Consider the following 14307-nt stretch of genomic DNA (forward strand, 5'->3'; position numbering starts at 1 on the left):
GGCGGGCGCCCCACCCGGGGGGCGGGCGCCCCCGGCCCCCCCCCACCCCCCCCCCGGGGGGGGGGGGGGGGGGGGGGCCCCCCCCCCCCCCCCCACTACCGTGGCTTCTGCGCGGGGTTTCTGGTTGCCGGCCAGCGGCCGGCACTACCTGTTGCTCATGCCGGGGTCGTTAAACTGCCGCCATGACGCCCACCTCCCCTCCCGACCCGCGCCGCGCCCAGCTGCGTCGGCTCAAACTGATCGCCCTGGCCATGCTGGTGGCGATGCTGGCCGGCTTCGCGGTCAGCCACTGGCACGGCGAACGCGGCATCTGGGCCTGGGTCTCGGCGTTCTGCGAGGCTGCCGCGGTCGGCGCGCTGGCCGACTGGTTCGCGGTGGTGGCACTGTTCCGGCGCCCGCTCGGCCTGCCCATCCCGCATACCGCCATCATCCCGCGCAGCAAGGACCGGATCGCCGACAGCCTGGCGCTGTTCGTGCGCGACCAGTTCCTGGAACCGCAGGCCCTGCTGGCCCGGCTGCAGGTGTTCGATCCGGCCAGCCGCCTGGGCAGCTGGCTGGCCGAGCCGGCGCGGGCCCGCATGCTGGCCGACATGGCGCGCGGCTGGGCGCTGCAGGCGCTGGACTTCCTTGATGAGACCGCCGTGCGGCGGAGCATCCAGGGCTTTGTGATCCAGCAGCTGCGGCAATGGAACGCGGCCGCCACCGCGGGAGAACTGCTCGGCCTGCTCACCGCCGACAACCGCCACCAGCGCGTGCTGGACGAAGGCCTGACCCGGATCAGCGAATGGCTGGGCAACGAGAAGGTCAAAGACCGCGCGTCCACATTGATCGTGGGCTACATCCAGCGCGAGTGGCCCAAGCTGGCCAGCACCGTCAACTGGGTCAAGCCGATCGACGAGATCGGTGACACCCTCGCCGAGCGCCTGGCGCATGCGGTGCTGGAGGAACTGCAGCAGATCCTGGCCCAGCCCGAGCATCCGCTGCGTCGCGATTACGAGACCTGGCTGAGCGACTACATCCAGCGGCTGCGCGAAGACCCGGCCCTGGCCGAGAAGGTGGAACAGCTCAAGCAGCAGGTGATCGACCACCCGGCCGTGCAGGAGTACGTGCAGGGCCTGTGGGCGCGCATCCATGCCAGCCTGCGCGCCGACCTGGCCAGCGAGGATTCCGCACTGGCCGGCCATCTGCGCCGCAGCCTGGCCTCCGTAGGCGAGGCGCTGCAGGCCGACCCGTCACTGCGCGAAGCGTTGAACCAGCACCTGATGGACGGTGCCGAGCGCCTGACCACGCGGCTGCGCAGCGGCGTGACCGAGCACATCGCACAGACCGTCAAAAGCTGGGACGAACGCCATCTGGTCGAGCAGCTGGAACTGAGCGTGGGCCGCGACCTGCAGTTCATCCGCTTCAACGGCACCCTGGTGGGGGGGCTGATCGGCGTGATCCTGCACGCGCTGACGGTGTGGTTCCACTGGTAACCCGACCCGCGTCGGGCCTGCCGACGGACGCTGGCGAGGTCACCGCCAGCGTCGCCGGGTGCCTCAGCCAGCGACCGCGCGTACCGCCGCCACCAGTGCGTCCATCTGCGCCGGCGTGCTGAAGATGCCCGGCGTGACCCGCAGGCAGGCGCCCGAAGCCAGCCCTTCGCGCGGCACCACGAACACGCCGGACTGCTTCACCATCCGCTGCGAGGTGGCCGTGTTGTCGCGCATCGTGGTCTGCCCGCGCAGCCGGAACGAGGTGATCGCACTGGACAGGCGCGGATCGTCCGAGCCCAGCAGCTGGAGGCGTTCGTCGCCGCGCAACGCGTCCATCCACTGATTGCGCAGGCGCAGCAGCCGCGCCCGCTTGTTGGCCACACCGATGCGCTCGTGCAGATCCAGCGCGACCGGCAACGCCATGTAGGCGGCGAAGTTGACCGTCCCGGTGTGCACACGGGTACGGATGTCGTCGTGGTCCTGCTCGCCCATGTACGGATCCAGATCGCGCACCCGCCCGCGGCGGACATACACCGCGCCGACGCCGACCGGCGCGCCGATCCACTTGTGCAGGTTGATCCCGATGAAATCCACGCCCAGCGCGCGTAGCGGCGTATCCACCTGGCCGATGCCGTGCGCCGCATCGAGCACCACCTCCACGCCCGCCGCCCTGGCCAGCGCGGCGATCTCGGCCACCGGCAGCAGCATGCCGTTGCGGTGGTTGACGTGGGTGAGCAGGAGCAGGCGCACGCGCGGGTTGGCGGCCAGCGCGCGGCGGTACGTCTCCACGATGCTGTCATGGTCGAATGGCTCAGGCAGCGTGATCGCCACCGGCTGCACACCGCGCCGCGCCTGCAGCCACTGCATCGCGCTGATCATGCTGTCGTAGTCGGTATCGGCATACATCACCGCATCACCCGGCGACAGCCCGCGGTAGCTGCCGATCAGCACCTGCATCGCTTCAGTGGCGCCCCGGGTGAGCACGATTTCGTCGGTCTCCACGCCCAGCACCTGCCCCAGACGCACGCGGGCCTGCTCAAACAGCGGTGGAAACGCCAAGCGCCCGAACCAGGCGTTGCCGGCATTCACCGTGGCGGTGGCCTGCTGGTAGGCCTGCAGCACCGGGCGCGCCATCGCGCCCCAGTAGCCGTTGTCCAGCATCACGACCTCGTCGGTGAGGTCGTACAGCGCGCGCACCTGGGCCCACCAGGTTTCGTCGGCGGCCAGCTCGGCCGGCGTGCGCGCGCCCACTGCCGGCAGCGCCAGCGGCTCAGCGTCCATGGCGTTCGCACCGGAGAGTGCCGCAGCGACTGGCAGGGCCAGTGCGCCACGCAGCAGAGCACGTCGTTGCCGGTCCATCAGTAGCGGATCCGGTATTCGGCATAGAGGTTGCGGCCGTCGGTGTCATACGGCGCGTTCCGCGAGTAGATCAAGCCACGGCTGGCCTGGAAGCTGGCCTCGTCCGGGTAGCGGTTGAACAGGTTGTCCGCGCCGATCCGCAGCGTCTGCTGCTCGGTGACATTCCAGCTCACGGCCAGATCGACGAAGCTCATCGCTCCGAAGCGCTGGAAGATGTCGCCGGTGGCATTGCCCGAAGAGTCCGTCCATGCCCCGTAGTATCGCAGCTTGCCGAGCACGCTGAAGCGGCCCCACGCATACGTGCTGCTGAGCGTGGCCTTCTGCCGCGGCAGGCGCTCTTCGAAAATGCGGCGCTGGCTTTCATTGGTGGCCACGCCGGTGGCACCGCTGTCCACCTGGGTCTGGTTGTAGTTGTAGCCCAGCGTGGTGCTCAGCCGGCCCGCCCCGAGTGCGGTGGTGTGGCTGGCCACCACATCGACACCGCGGGTGGTGGTGTCGAAATCGTTGGTGTAGAAGCTCACCGAGGTATACGCCAGCGGATTGGGCACGCCGGCGGGCACCGCGAACGAGGCCGACTGGCTGAAACGGTCGGTGACCTTGATGTCGTACAGGTCCACCGAGCCGGAGAAGCCCAGGTCGTTCTTCCAGGTCAGCCCGAGCGAGGCGGTGCGCGATTGTTCCGGCTTGAGCGGTTGGGCGCCGAGCTGGATCGCCAGCGGATCGCTGGGCGACAGGCGACCGGTGGTGAACACCTGCAAGGTCACGGTATCCAGTCCCTGCTGGGTGCTCTGCGTGTACAGCTGGCCCGGCGTGGGCGCGCGGAAGCCGGTGGAGACCGAACCGCGCACAGCCAGGTCCGGGGTGAACTCGAAGCGGCTGGAAAGCTTGCCGTCCACGCTCTCACCGAAGGCCGAGAAGTGCTCGTAGCGGGTGGCTGCGCCGACCGTCCAGCGCGCGGTCAACGGCGCTTCGACATCGATGTAGGCCGCGCGGCTGCGCTGGCTCCAGCGCCCGGCATTGGCCGCACTGAAACCCGGCGCACCGTTGGCGCCACCGGCCAGGCCGGTGACCGCCCCCGGCCCGATCGCATACGACGCCGGATCACCGGCATCCACCCCGTAGGTTTCCTCGCGCGTCTCCGCGCCGAAGGCGATGTTGATCGGTGCGGCCAGCGCGCTGACCGGCAGCGAATAGACGATATCGGCGTTGAGGTTCTTCTCCTCCTGCGAGAGGCGGCCGAGGTAGAACGAGGTGGGGCTGTCCGGGCCGAGCGAGGCATTGATCGAATGGCCCAGCGTGTAGTCGATGCGGTTGCGCCCGTAGGAGCCGCTCACATCCCAGCGCCAGCGCTCGCCCCAGTAACCGCGCAGACCGAGCACGCCCTGCAGGTCGTCCTGCTCGTTGCCGTACTTCGGGCTGAAGCCGGTCGGGTACAGGCTGCGCGCGTCCCAGCCGGGGAACACACGGCTGCGGTTATAGACCGAGGCGGTGCCATCGGGATTGCGCCAGTTGAAATCACTGACGCCTTCGCTGTGGCCGTACAGACCGAAACCGTAGAGGTCGACGCTGTCGTTCAAGGCGAGGTTGAGGTTGAAGCCGAAATGGCGGTTTTCCAGGTCCGGCTGGCCCCAGCGCTGCACCGGATCGGGCACGACCAGATCCGGGTGGGCGTTCTGGAAGGCGATCGCATCGGCGCGCTGGCGGCTGCGCGAGGTCGCGTCGGATTTGTCCCAGTCGGCGAACAGCGACAGGCTGCCCTTGTCACCCAGCGCGAAGCCGTGCCGGACGCCGATCTTGCGACCGGTCCCATCGCCTTCGCTGTATTCGGACAGGCCCAGCGACAGTTCCCCGCCGACGCGGTCATCCAGGATGATGTTGATCACCCCGGCGATGGCGTCCGAGCCGTACTGCGCCGACGCGCCATCACGCAGCACTTCGATGCGCTGGATCGCATGCACCGGAATCTGCGCCAGGTCCGGCCCCTGCGCGCCGCGTGCGCCCAGCAGCGCCGAACGGTGGAAGCGGCGGCCGTTGACCAGCACCAGGGTCTGGTCCGGCGAGAGACCCCGCAGCGTGGCCGGCCGCACGAACACCAGGCCATCGTTCATCGGCATGCGCTGGACCACGAAGGAAGGCACCAGCTGGGCCAGCACGTCGTTGAGGTCGGACGACTCGATCGCCTGGATCTCTTCCTGCGAGAACACGTCCACCGGGGCCAGCGTGTCGAACTGGGTGCGGTTGCTGCCGCGCGTGCCGGTGACGATCATCGTGTCCAGGGTGGCGGGGGCCGCGGCAGTCCCTGCCGGGGCGGCCTCGGCACGCGCATCGGCGGCCGTGGCAAAGGTAAGGACGGACAACACCGCTACAGCAAGCACACAACGATTCACTGACGACTCCGCGGACGAACAGAGGGGGGATGCCGTAACGGCGTGTCACGACATCCTCACAGTCTGTTGACGCGATATTGCCCGGCAATGACACGCAGGCGACGTTCTTGCAGCCCGCCACACATACGCCAGCGCACGGCTTTCCCCGCTCTCGACACCGCCATGACGCTTGTCTAACGAAATGATAATGACTATCATTCACTGATCGGCTGTACGCCTAGCCAACCGGCGCCCGGAAGCATCACGCCCTCCCCGCGCAACGCCCCGTGTACACCCCCTGATCCGCTGCCCTGCCTGCCCTGCCGCCTCTGGCAGCGTCGCTGTGCGTGCTGCCGTTTTCTCACACTGGAAGTGTTGCCATGTCCCGTTCGTCCGCGTCACCGTTGTCCCGGCCATCGTTGTTGGCCATCGCGCTGGTTGCTGCCCTCGCCGGGCCTGCACTGCCCGCCTTCGCCGAGGCCGGGCCGAATGATGCGACCACGCTGGACACGATCAAGGTGACCGCCGACGGCGAGATTCCCAATTCCTACACGGTCAAGCAGGCCAGCACCGCCACCAAGTTGAACCTGTCGCTGCGCCACACCCCGCAGTCGGTCACCGTGCTGACCCGCCAGCGCCTGGACGACATGGGCCTGTACGCGCTGTCCGACGTGATGGGCCAGGTCACCGGCGTGCATGTATCGGTCACCGATTCGGAGCGCATCAACTACATCTCGCGTGGCTACAGCATCACCAATTTCCAGATCGACGGGATGCTCAACACGTTTGGTGGCTCGCTCAAGACCAACACCGACAGCGCGATCTACGAGCGCATCGAAGTGGTCCGCGGCGCGACCGGCCTCACCACCGGTGCCGGTGATCCGTCGGGCACCATCAACATGGTCCGCAAGCGCCCGACCCAGGAGATGGCGATGAGCGCCGGCCTGACCCTGGGCCGCTGGGGCAACCAGCGCCTGGAAGCGGACATCGGCGGCCCGGTCGCGCTGGATGGCCGCGTGCGTGCGCGTTTTGTCGCCGCCAAGCAGCAGAGCGATTCCTTCCGCGATGTGTACCGTCTCGACAAGGACGTGTTTTACGGCATCGTCCAGGCCGACCTGACCGACAGCACCCTGTTCGAAGTCGGCTATGACTACCAGTCGCCGGAAACCAAGGGCGTGACCTGGGGCGTGGTGCCGTACTGGGGCCCGGACGGAAAGCCGGCCAACCTGCCGCGCTCGACCAACCTGTCGGCAAGCTGGAGCAGCTGGCCGATCGTGGAAAAGACCACCTTCATGCGCCTGGAGCAGCAGCTCGGCAACGGCTGGTCGCTCAAGGCCAGCGCGACCCAGGCCAAGCGCAACACCGATGGCGACGTCTGGTACGGCGCGCAGGGCTATCCCGCGCCGGATGGTACCGGTGTGCGCGCCTACCTTTCGCATTTCGCCGAACGCAGCGAAATGAACGTGTTCGACCTCAACGCCAGCGGCCCGTTCCAGCTGTTCGGCCGCGAGCATGAACTGGTGTTCGGCGTCGGCCAGTCCGTTCGCAGGGGCGAATCGCCTGCCTCGGAGTTCGTGCAGCCGCCGGGCTACGACGTCGTACCGGACTGGCGCACCTGGACCGGCGACGTTGCCCCGTTGCCGCTCACCCGGCATGACTGGCTGGCCTCGGAGAACGAGCTGACGCAGAAGGCCGCCTACGTGGCCGCCCGCCTGCAGCTGGCCGATCCGTTGCTGGCCGTGCTCGGCGCGCGCTATGGCAGCTGGGAGACCCGCAGCTGGCGCTATACCAACGATGCGGCCGGCAACCGCACCGGTACCACCCGCGGCGGCTACAAGCCGGACGATTCGCTGACCCCGTACGTCGGCCTGGTCTACGATTTCAGCAGGCAGTTCAGTGCCTACGCCAGCTACACCGACATCTTCCAGCCGCAGGACTACCGCGACAAGAACAACGATTACCTGGAGCCGGTGGTTGGGGACATGTGGGAGGCCGGCCTGAAGGGTGAATTCTTCGGTGGCCGCCTGAACACCTCCGCCGCGGTGTTCAAGGGCGAGAAGGACAATGTCGCCGAGCTCGATGATTCGGTACCGGCCGCCTCGCTGCCCGATGGCAGCAGCGCCTACCGTTCCACCGGCAAGGGCAACAAGGTCAAGGGCTGGGAACTGGAAGCCCAGGGCAGCCTGACCGAGAACTGGAACGTCTCGGCCGGTTTCGCGCACACCACCATCCGCAACCAGGCGGGCGTGGCGCAGAACACCACCAACCCGGTGGACACCTTCCGGCTCAACACCAGCTGGCGCCCGAGTGGTGAGTGGAACCGCCTCTCGCTGGGGGGCGGCGTGACCTGGCAGAGTCGTATCTACCGCGCCAGCACCAAGCCGCGTTCCGATTACGCGACCAGTGGCCGCACCGAATCGGCGTTCATCACCCAGGATGCGTTCTACCTGGTGAATGTGTTCGCCGGCTACCGCTTCAATGACAATTTCTCCGCGCAGCTCAACGTCAACAACCTGCTCGACAAGAAGTACTACAGCAACGTCGGTTTCTACAACGGCGTGTACTGGGGCGAACCGCGCAACGTGATGTTGAACCTGCGCTGGAAGCTCTGACACCGGCTCCAAGGGACCACTGCGACGCGCAGTGAACACGGCCAGGGATGGCCACTATCATTCATCACCGGCTGCGGCCGGTGATGCCCGTTTCCCCGATCGATCAGCAGGTTTCCGTGGACAGCACGCCGCACGCCAGCGCCAGGTTCAACCGTCTTGGTTCCTTCTTCGCCCGCCCCTGGCTGGGTGTCCTGTCACGTTCGCTCGCCGCGATCTTCGGCGGCTACGCGCTGGCCGCGACCTGCTCGATGTTCTTTGCGGTCGCGCTGCCGATCGCGCGCGGGCAAGCGGTGCTGACCGGCATGCTGGTGGCGATCGTGCTGTGCGCCTGCGCGGCACTGTGGGCGTTCGCTACCCGTACCGCGCTGCGCGCGTGGGTCGGCATCCTGATCCCGACGGCGCTGTTCTGGCTCGGCACCCGCCTGCTGCAGGGGGCCGCATGAAGAACGGATTCCGCCAGTCGATGGCCTGGCTGCACACCTGGACCGGCCTGCTGGTCGGCTGGCTGCTGCTGCTGATTTTCATGGCCGGCACGGCCAGCTATTACCGCGAGGAAATCAGCCGCTGGATGCGCCCGGAGCTGCCGCGCAGCAGCGTGAGTGCCGATGTGGCCGCCGAGCGTGCTCTCACCTTCCTGCAGCACAAGGCGCCGCAGGCCGAGAGCTGGAATGTCACCCTGCCCGACCCGCGCAACCCGGCGATGCGCATGTTCTGGCGCAACCCCGAATCGATGGTCAAGCCGCCGGTGGAAGGCGAGCGCCGCCGGCGCGGCGGAGGCCGCTTCGGCGATGCCACCGTCGATCCGAACACCGGCGAAGAGATCGCCGCGCGCGAAACCCGCGGCGGTGACTTCTTCTACCGCCTGCATTTCGACCTGCACTACATCCCCGTTTACTGGGCCCGCTACCTGGTCGGCTTCTGTGCGATGTTCATGCTGGTGGCGATCATCACCGGCGTGATCACGCACAAGAAGATCTTCAAGGACTTCTTCACCTTCCGCCCGGAAAAGGGCCTGCGGTCGTGGCTGGATTTCCACAACGTCAGCGCGGTGATGGCGCTGCCGTACCACGCGATGATCACCTACACCGGCATCGTCACGTTGATGTTCATGTACCTGCCGTGGGGCGTGAGCGTGGCCTATCCCAAGGATGAGGAGGCGTTCTTCAGCGAAGCCTTCGCGCGTCTGGCCGAGATCGAGACCCCGGCCGAAGGACGCGCCACGCCACTGCCCATCCAGCAGTTGCTGGACAGCGCGCGCGCCGAATGGAAGGGCGCGGATGTGGCCGGCTTCACCCTCTACCACCCGGGCGCGGCGAATGCGATCGTGGATATCACCCAGCGCGATGGAAAGCGCGTGTCGGTGGATACCCCGTCGCTGCGCTTCAACGCGATCACCGGCCAGTTGCTCGAGGCCAGCCCGGCCTCGGGCGGTGCCACCCAGACCCGTGGCGTGATGTACGGCCTGCACCTGGCGCGCTTCGCCGACTGGGGCCTGCGTGCGCTGTTCTTCCTGTCCGGGCTGATCGGTTGCCTGATGGTCGCCAGCGGCGTGGTGCTATGGGCGGTGAAGGAACGACCCAAGCACGCCAAGTCCGGCAAGACCGGGTTCGGCCTGCGCCTGGTCGACGCGCTCAACATCGGTGCGGTGGCCGGCCTGCCGATCGCTTTCGCCACCTATTTCCTGGCCAATCGTCTGCTGCCGGTCCAGATGGCCGAGCGCGCCAACGCCGAGGTCAATGCGTTCTTCTATGCATGGGCCGCCGCATTGCTGGCCGGTTTCCTCTGGCCCAAGCGGAGGATGTGGACCTGGCAGCTGTACCTGGGTGGCGTGCTGTTCGCCCTGATTCCGGTGGTCAACGCATTCACCACGCATGCGCATCTGGGCGTCACCCTGCGCACCGGTGACTGGGTGCTCGCCGGGTTCGATCTGACCATGCTCGCCTTCGGCGCGATGCTGGCCTACTGCGGTCATCGCATGCAGCGCTGGCAGCCACCGCTGACTGCGGCCGAGAAGAAACGCCGTCAGCAGGCCGCTGCTGCGGGGGCGACGGCATGATGCTGCTCGCAATCACGCTGAGCTTCTCGGCGTTCACGGCGTTGTCGCTGGCCATGGACAAGCACCAGCTGGACCTGAACGGCAAAGCCGGCGCCAGCGCATCGCGCATGCGGGTGTGGCGCTGGGTGGGCTGGACGTTGCTGACCGTCGCATTCGCACTGTGCGTGCTGGACCACGGCTGGGCGATCGGTCCGGTGCTGTGGCTGGGTGCGCTGACGATCAGCGGGGTGGTGATTGCGTTCGGGCTGTACCCGTACCGCCCCAGGTGGATCGCGCCGCTGGCCTGGGCGTTGCCGGTGGTGGGGCTGGCGGTGGCGCTGGTCGGGCGTTGAGGGAGCAGCCACGCATGGCGTGGCTCTACCTTCAGATCGATCCCTGCGGTGCACCCGCCGCAACCTCACGGGCGTCGCCGCATCGCGATCGCCGCTCAGGGCACCAGTGAAAACATGTGCGCCGCGACCGGACGGCCGTCGATGACCAGACGGTTGCGCGCCACGCCTTCGCGCAGGGCGCCGGCCTTCACCGCCACCCGTTCGCTGGCGAGATTGTCTACCGCAACGACGATCTCCACCCGATGCAGGCCCAGCGGCCCGAACGCCTGGGCCGCCAGCGCCTGCACGACGCGGGGCGCCACGCCCTGGCCACGGCACGACTGCCGCACCCAGTAGCCCAGGTTGCAGAAACGGGGATCGTGCTGGATCTTGTTCAATCCCGCGCCGCCGACGAAGGCGGCCGTGTCCTGGTCGAAGATTCCGTATTCGCAGGCCGTGCCTGCCGCCCAACCGTCCCGGCAGGCCTGGAACCATTGCAGCGCCTGCTCGACGCGGTAGTCGACCGAGCTCCACGGCATCCAGCGCCGCATGCCCTCGGCCGACTCACGCACCGCCACTGCGAACGCAGCGGCGTCGGCATCCTCGAACGGTCGCAGCAGCAGCCCGTCGGCGTGGAGTTGGCTGTCGTCCATGTCAGCCCGTTCCCGTCAGGCGCCGTAGCGGCGCAGTTCCCACGCGCGGTGGATGCGCGGGTTGCGCTCGAAGTCCGCCCCGATGGTCTCGGGCGAAATCTCCTTGCACTCCGCGAATTCCTTGATCGCTTCATCGTCCAGCTTGAAGCGGCGGAAGTTGTTGGAGAAATACAGCACGCCTTCCGGACTCAAGCGCGCCACGGCCGCGCGCAGCAGGCGCACGTGTTCGCGCTGGATATCAAAGTCATCGGCGCGGGCGGAGTTGGAGAACGTCGGCGGATCGCAGAAGATCACGTCGAAGCGGTGACGTTCGGCTTCCAGCCACGCCAGCGCATCGGCCTGGATCAGCTGGTGCTGGCTGCCGCCCTTGCCGTTCAACGCGAGATTGTCGGCGCACCACTGCAGGTACGTACCGGACAGATCCACGCTGGTGGTGGTCGCGGCACCGGCCACGGCGGCCTGCACCGAGGCGACACCGGTGTAGCAGAACAGGTTGAGGAAGCGCTTGCCCTGGGCTTCCTGCGCCATGTGCCAGCGCAGTGGACGGTGGTCCAGGAACAGGCCGGTGTCCAGATAATCGAACAGGTTCACGCGCAGCAGCGCATCGTTCTCGCGCACCAGCACGAACTCGCCGCGCTGCTCGAAACGACCGTATTTGCTGCCGCCCTTGCCACGCTCGCGTGACTTCAGCGCGACCTGCTCGGCCGGCACCTGGAAGACCTCGCGCGCGGCCGAGAGCAGCTCGTTGCGGCGGCGACGCACATCCACATCCGGAATGGTCGCCGGGGCCGCGTATTCCTGCACATGCAGGAAGGTCCGGCGGGCACCACCGTCTTCTTCATAGACATCGATGGCGGCCGCGTACTCGGGCAGATCGGCATCGTAAACGCGGTAGCAGGTGATGCTCTCGCGCGTCCGCCACGTCTTGAACTTCTTGATGTTCTTGCGCAGGCGGTTGGCCACCATCTGCGCGCCTTCGCTGAGCTCGCGCGGCTGGCCGGTGTTCTCGCGCTGCGGTACCGCGATCGGGTCGCAGACGATCAGCGCGCACTCGATGGCGCCGTTGAACAGCTGGTACTTCTTGTTGGCGCGCAGGCCGGTGGCGAAGGCCAGGTCGGCGCTGCCGCACAACAGGCTGGCGCGCCACTGCGGCACCGCGCGCTTGAGCGCGTCGCCGAGTTGGCGGTACAGCACCGCGTCGGCGGCCAGGCGCTCGTCATAGGGCGGGTTGCAGACCACGCAGCCGGTCTCCTGCGGCGGAACCTGCACATCGGTGATGTCGCGCACGCCGAACCAGATGGCATGGCCCACACCGGCCGTTTCGGCGTTCTGCTTGGCCGCATGGATGGCGTGCGGATCCACGTCGCTGCCGTGGATCACCTGCTTGAGTGCGCTGCGGCCGGCGGTTTCGCGGGCGCGCGCTTCTTCCATCAGGCTGTTCCAGGCGTCGCGGTCGAAGCCCAGCCAGCGGCTCGGCGGAATGCTGCCGTGGCGCTGCAGGCCCGGGGCCACGTCGGCGGCCATCAATGCGCCTTCGATCAGCAGCGTGCCGCTGCCGCACATCGGGTCGAGCAGGCCACCGCCTTCGCTGTGGATCTTCGGCCAGTTGGCGCGCAGCAGCACCGCGGCGGCCAGGTTTTCTTTCAGCGGCGCATCGTTCTGCGCCATGCGCCAGCCGCGGCGGTGCATCGGGCCACCGCCCAGGTCGATCGAGATCGTGGCCCGGCCCTTGCGCAGCGACAGGTTGATGCGCACGTCCGGGAAGTCGGTGTTGACCGACGGCCGCTCCAGGCCCTGCGACCGCAGGCTGTCGACCACACCGTCCTTGACCCGCTGCGCGGCGAAGCGCGCATGGGTGATCTCGGTGCCGGACACATGCGCGTCCACCGACAGGGTCAGCTCGGGGCTGATGTGCTGCTCCCACGCCATCGCCGACACGCCCTGGTAGAGCGAGCCTTCGTCGGGGCAGTCGAACTCGGTCAGCGGCCACAGCACCCGGCTGGCCAGGCGCGACCACAGCACCACGCGCTGCGCCTGCGCCAGCTCGCCCTCGGCGTTGACGCCGGAAATGGTGGCGGTGGCCTTGTCCAGGCCGAGCGCCAACAGTTCGTCGGCGAGCAGATACTCCAGGCCCTTGGCGCAGGAAACAAAGAATTTCACGGAATCGGTATCGCAGGTCAGCGGAGAGGGGGTGCCCACGGGCACGGCAAGCAGCCGGGCACGGGTGTCCGGGGGGCCATTGTACGTGAGGCGGGCTGGAACGCCCGGCTACAGCCTGGCCAGCAGTTCCTCGAAGGCCCGGCTCGAGGCCTCGACGTGATCGGTCAGGCGGTGGCCGTCGTCCACCATCAGCAGGCGGGCCGAGCGGGCCTGGGCCCAGGCGATCACCTCCGCCGGCGGGATCAGCTCGTCGTGCCAGGCGTGGACCACGCTGGTCGGCACGCGGGCGGCATCCAGCGCCGGCATCGGCCCCATCCGGGTGGGCGGCACCATCAGGAACAGGCCCTGGACCGGCACCTGCAGCGAGGCGATGGCCGAAATGTACGAACCCAGGCTGGAGCCGGCCAGCACCACCGGGCCCTGCACGACACGGGCGGTGGCCAGGGTGACCAGGCGCTGCAGGCGGGCGCGCACATCGCCCAGGCTGCTGACCTCGCGCTGGGCGTCCAGATCGGTGTAGTCCGGGCGCTCGTGGGTCCAGCCCAGGCGCTCGGCGACGTCGGCCAGGGCGGTCACCTTGATGGCGTCCGGGCCGCTTTCAAAGCCATGGGAGAGGATGCAGTGGCCGCGGCTCATGCGCACACCGCGCGGGAATCGATAGGAGCGTTCATGCCTGAATGCTAGCATCGCCGCATGCCCGACCGCGCCCCGCCCGCCATCGATGCACAGCCCCTGCCCTACCAGGACAGGCTGCTGTCCCGCACGCACGACGAGATCGATCTGGTGGTCATCCACTGCACCGAACTGCCGGACCTGGCGATGGCACGCGAGTACGGCGAACGCGTGCTGTATGACAGCGGCACCGGCAACAGTGGCCACTATTACATCGACCGCGATGGGCGCATCGTCCAGTACGTGTCATTGGACCGCGTCGCGCATCAGGTCAGTGGCTATAACCCGCGCTCGATCGGGATCGAACTGGTCAACACCGGGCGCTACCCACATTGGTGGGATTCCCACCACCAGGCGATGGACGAGCCCTACCCGGATGCGCAGATCGCGGCGCTGATCGACCTGCTGCAACACCTGTGCGGGACGCTGCCCGCGTTGGCCCATATCGCCGGGCATGAGTGGCTGGATACGCGCGAGGAAGTGGCCAGCGACGATCCGGAACGGCGGGTGCCGCGCAAGCGCGATCCGGGTCCGATGTTCCCGTGGCCACGCGTGCTGGCGGCGGTGCCGCTGCAGGAACTGCGTGGGTGAGAGGGTGTGCCGACCAACGGTCGGCACCTACCGCGCCATTGGCCGTGGCCGT

General features: G+C 67.9%; 11 protein-coding genes. 6 read left to right on the forward strand and 5 right to left on the reverse strand.

Translation table 11 applies throughout. The annotated features are described in order from the left end of the window. The first annotated feature begins 182 nt into the window (after window positions 1-182). Complete coding sequence (locus ABE546_RS16770) at window positions 183-1475, forward strand: DUF445 family protein (RefSeq protein ID WP_346464535.1); 1293 nt, start codon at window positions 183-185, stop codon at window positions 1473-1475. A 63-nt stretch (window positions 1476-1538) separates the two neighbouring features. Here the strand turns inward: ABE546_RS16770 and ABE546_RS16775 are convergent, their stop codons facing one another. After that, window positions 1539-2834 carry an aminotransferase class V-fold PLP-dependent enzyme gene (locus tag ABE546_RS16775; protein WP_346464536.1) on the reverse strand — a complete coding sequence of 432 codons (1296 nt, stop codon included), beginning with the start codon at window positions 2832-2834 and terminating at the stop codon, window positions 1539-1541. Next, window positions 2834-5194 (reverse strand): TonB-dependent receptor, encoded by a 2361-nt coding sequence (locus ABE546_RS16780; protein WP_346464537.1) that lies wholly within the window; start codon window positions 5192-5194, stop codon window positions 2834-2836. The genes ABE546_RS16775 and ABE546_RS16780 overlap by 1 nt, the downstream gene beginning before the upstream one ends. Before the next feature lie 386 nt (window positions 5195-5580). On the opposite strand from ABE546_RS16780, the gene ABE546_RS16785 reads away from it, so the two are divergent. Genes ABE546_RS16785 through ABE546_RS16800 form a run of 4 tightly spaced genes read left to right on the forward strand, consistent with a single transcriptional unit; the run spans window position 5581 to window position 10200 of the window. Further along, window positions 5581-7812, forward strand: a complete 2232-nt coding sequence (locus ABE546_RS16785; protein WP_346464538.1) for a TonB-dependent siderophore receptor — start codon at window positions 5581-5583, stop codon at window positions 7810-7812. Window positions 7813-7859: 47 nt separating this feature from the next. Further along, window positions 7860-8255, forward strand: a complete 396-nt coding sequence (locus ABE546_RS16790; protein WP_346464539.1) for a DUF3649 domain-containing protein — start codon at window positions 7860-7862, stop codon at window positions 8253-8255. Further along, window positions 8252-9868: a PepSY-associated TM helix domain-containing protein gene (locus tag ABE546_RS16795; RefSeq protein ID WP_346464540.1), complete on the forward strand. Its 1617-nt coding sequence runs from the start codon at window positions 8252-8254 to the stop codon at window positions 9866-9868. Before ABE546_RS16790 ends, ABE546_RS16795 begins: the two co-directional genes overlap by 4 nt. After that, window positions 9865-10200: a DUF3325 domain-containing protein gene (locus ABE546_RS16800; RefSeq protein WP_313217771.1), complete on the forward strand. Its 336-nt coding sequence runs from the start codon at window positions 9865-9867 to the stop codon at window positions 10198-10200. The genes ABE546_RS16795 and ABE546_RS16800 overlap by 4 nt, the downstream gene beginning before the upstream one ends. Window positions 10201-10295: 95 nt before the next feature. Here the strand turns inward: ABE546_RS16800 and ABE546_RS16805 are convergent, their stop codons facing one another. The 3 genes from ABE546_RS16805 to ABE546_RS16815 form a co-directional block, all read right to left on the reverse strand. Further along, window positions 10296-10832, reverse strand: coding sequence for a GNAT family protein (locus ABE546_RS16805; RefSeq protein ID WP_313217770.1), 537 nt, complete (start codon window positions 10830-10832; stop codon window positions 10296-10298). A gap of 15 nt (window positions 10833-10847) precedes the next feature. Further along, on the reverse strand, window positions 10848-12992 hold the full coding sequence (rlmKL, locus tag ABE546_RS16810; protein ID WP_070427569.1) for a bifunctional 23S rRNA (guanine(2069)-N(7))-methyltransferase RlmK/23S rRNA (guanine(2445)-N(2))-methyltransferase RlmL: 2145 nt from the start codon (window positions 12990-12992) through the stop codon (window positions 10848-10850). Between the two features lie 108 nt (window positions 12993-13100). Beyond that, on the reverse strand, window positions 13101-13628 hold the full coding sequence (locus ABE546_RS16815) for a hypothetical protein (protein ID WP_346464541.1): 528 nt from the start codon (window positions 13626-13628) through the stop codon (window positions 13101-13103). A gap of 57 nt (window positions 13629-13685) precedes the next feature. Between ABE546_RS16815 and ABE546_RS16820 the strand changes: the two genes are divergently transcribed. After that, complete coding sequence (locus ABE546_RS16820) at window positions 13686-14255, forward strand: N-acetylmuramoyl-L-alanine amidase (RefSeq protein ID WP_346464542.1); 570 nt, start codon at window positions 13686-13688, stop codon at window positions 14253-14255. Window positions 14256-14307: the final 52 nt, after the last annotated feature.

The organism is Stenotrophomonas sp. TWI377 (assembly GCF_039674525.1).
Taxonomy (GTDB): domain Bacteria; phylum Pseudomonadota; class Gammaproteobacteria; order Xanthomonadales; family Xanthomonadaceae; genus Stenotrophomonas.

What these genes read in the sequence shown, in the direction of transcription:
- ABE546_RS16805 (WP_313217770.1), bottom strand. Translation starts at nt 10,832, where the DNA reads ATGGACGACAGCCAACTCCACGCCGACGGGCTGCTGCTGCGACCGTTC.
- ABE546_RS16815 (WP_346464541.1), bottom strand. Translation starts at nt 13,628, where the DNA reads ATGAGCCGCGGCCACTGCATCCTCTCCCATGGCTTTGAAAGCGGCCCG.
- ABE546_RS16795 (WP_346464540.1), top strand. Translation starts at nt 8,252, where the DNA reads ATGAAGAACGGATTCCGCCAGTCGATGGCCTGGCTGCACACCTGGACC.
- ABE546_RS16770 (WP_346464535.1), top strand. Translation starts at nt 183, where the DNA reads ATGACGCCCACCTCCCCTCCCGACCCGCGCCGCGCCCAGCTGCGTCGG.
- ABE546_RS16775 (WP_346464536.1), bottom strand. Translation starts at nt 2,834, where the DNA reads ATGGACCGGCAACGACGTGCTCTGCTGCGTGGCGCACTGGCCCTGCCA.
- ABE546_RS16800 (WP_313217771.1), top strand. Translation starts at nt 9,865, where the DNA reads ATGATGCTGCTCGCAATCACGCTGAGCTTCTCGGCGTTCACGGCGTTG.
- ABE546_RS16790 (WP_346464539.1), top strand. Translation starts at nt 7,860, where the DNA reads ATGGCCACTATCATTCATCACCGGCTGCGGCCGGTGATGCCCGTTTCC.
- ABE546_RS16820 (WP_346464542.1), top strand. Translation starts at nt 13,686, where the DNA reads ATGCCCGACCGCGCCCCGCCCGCCATCGATGCACAGCCCCTGCCCTAC.
- ABE546_RS16785 (WP_346464538.1), top strand. Translation starts at nt 5,581, where the DNA reads ATGTCCCGTTCGTCCGCGTCACCGTTGTCCCGGCCATCGTTGTTGGCC.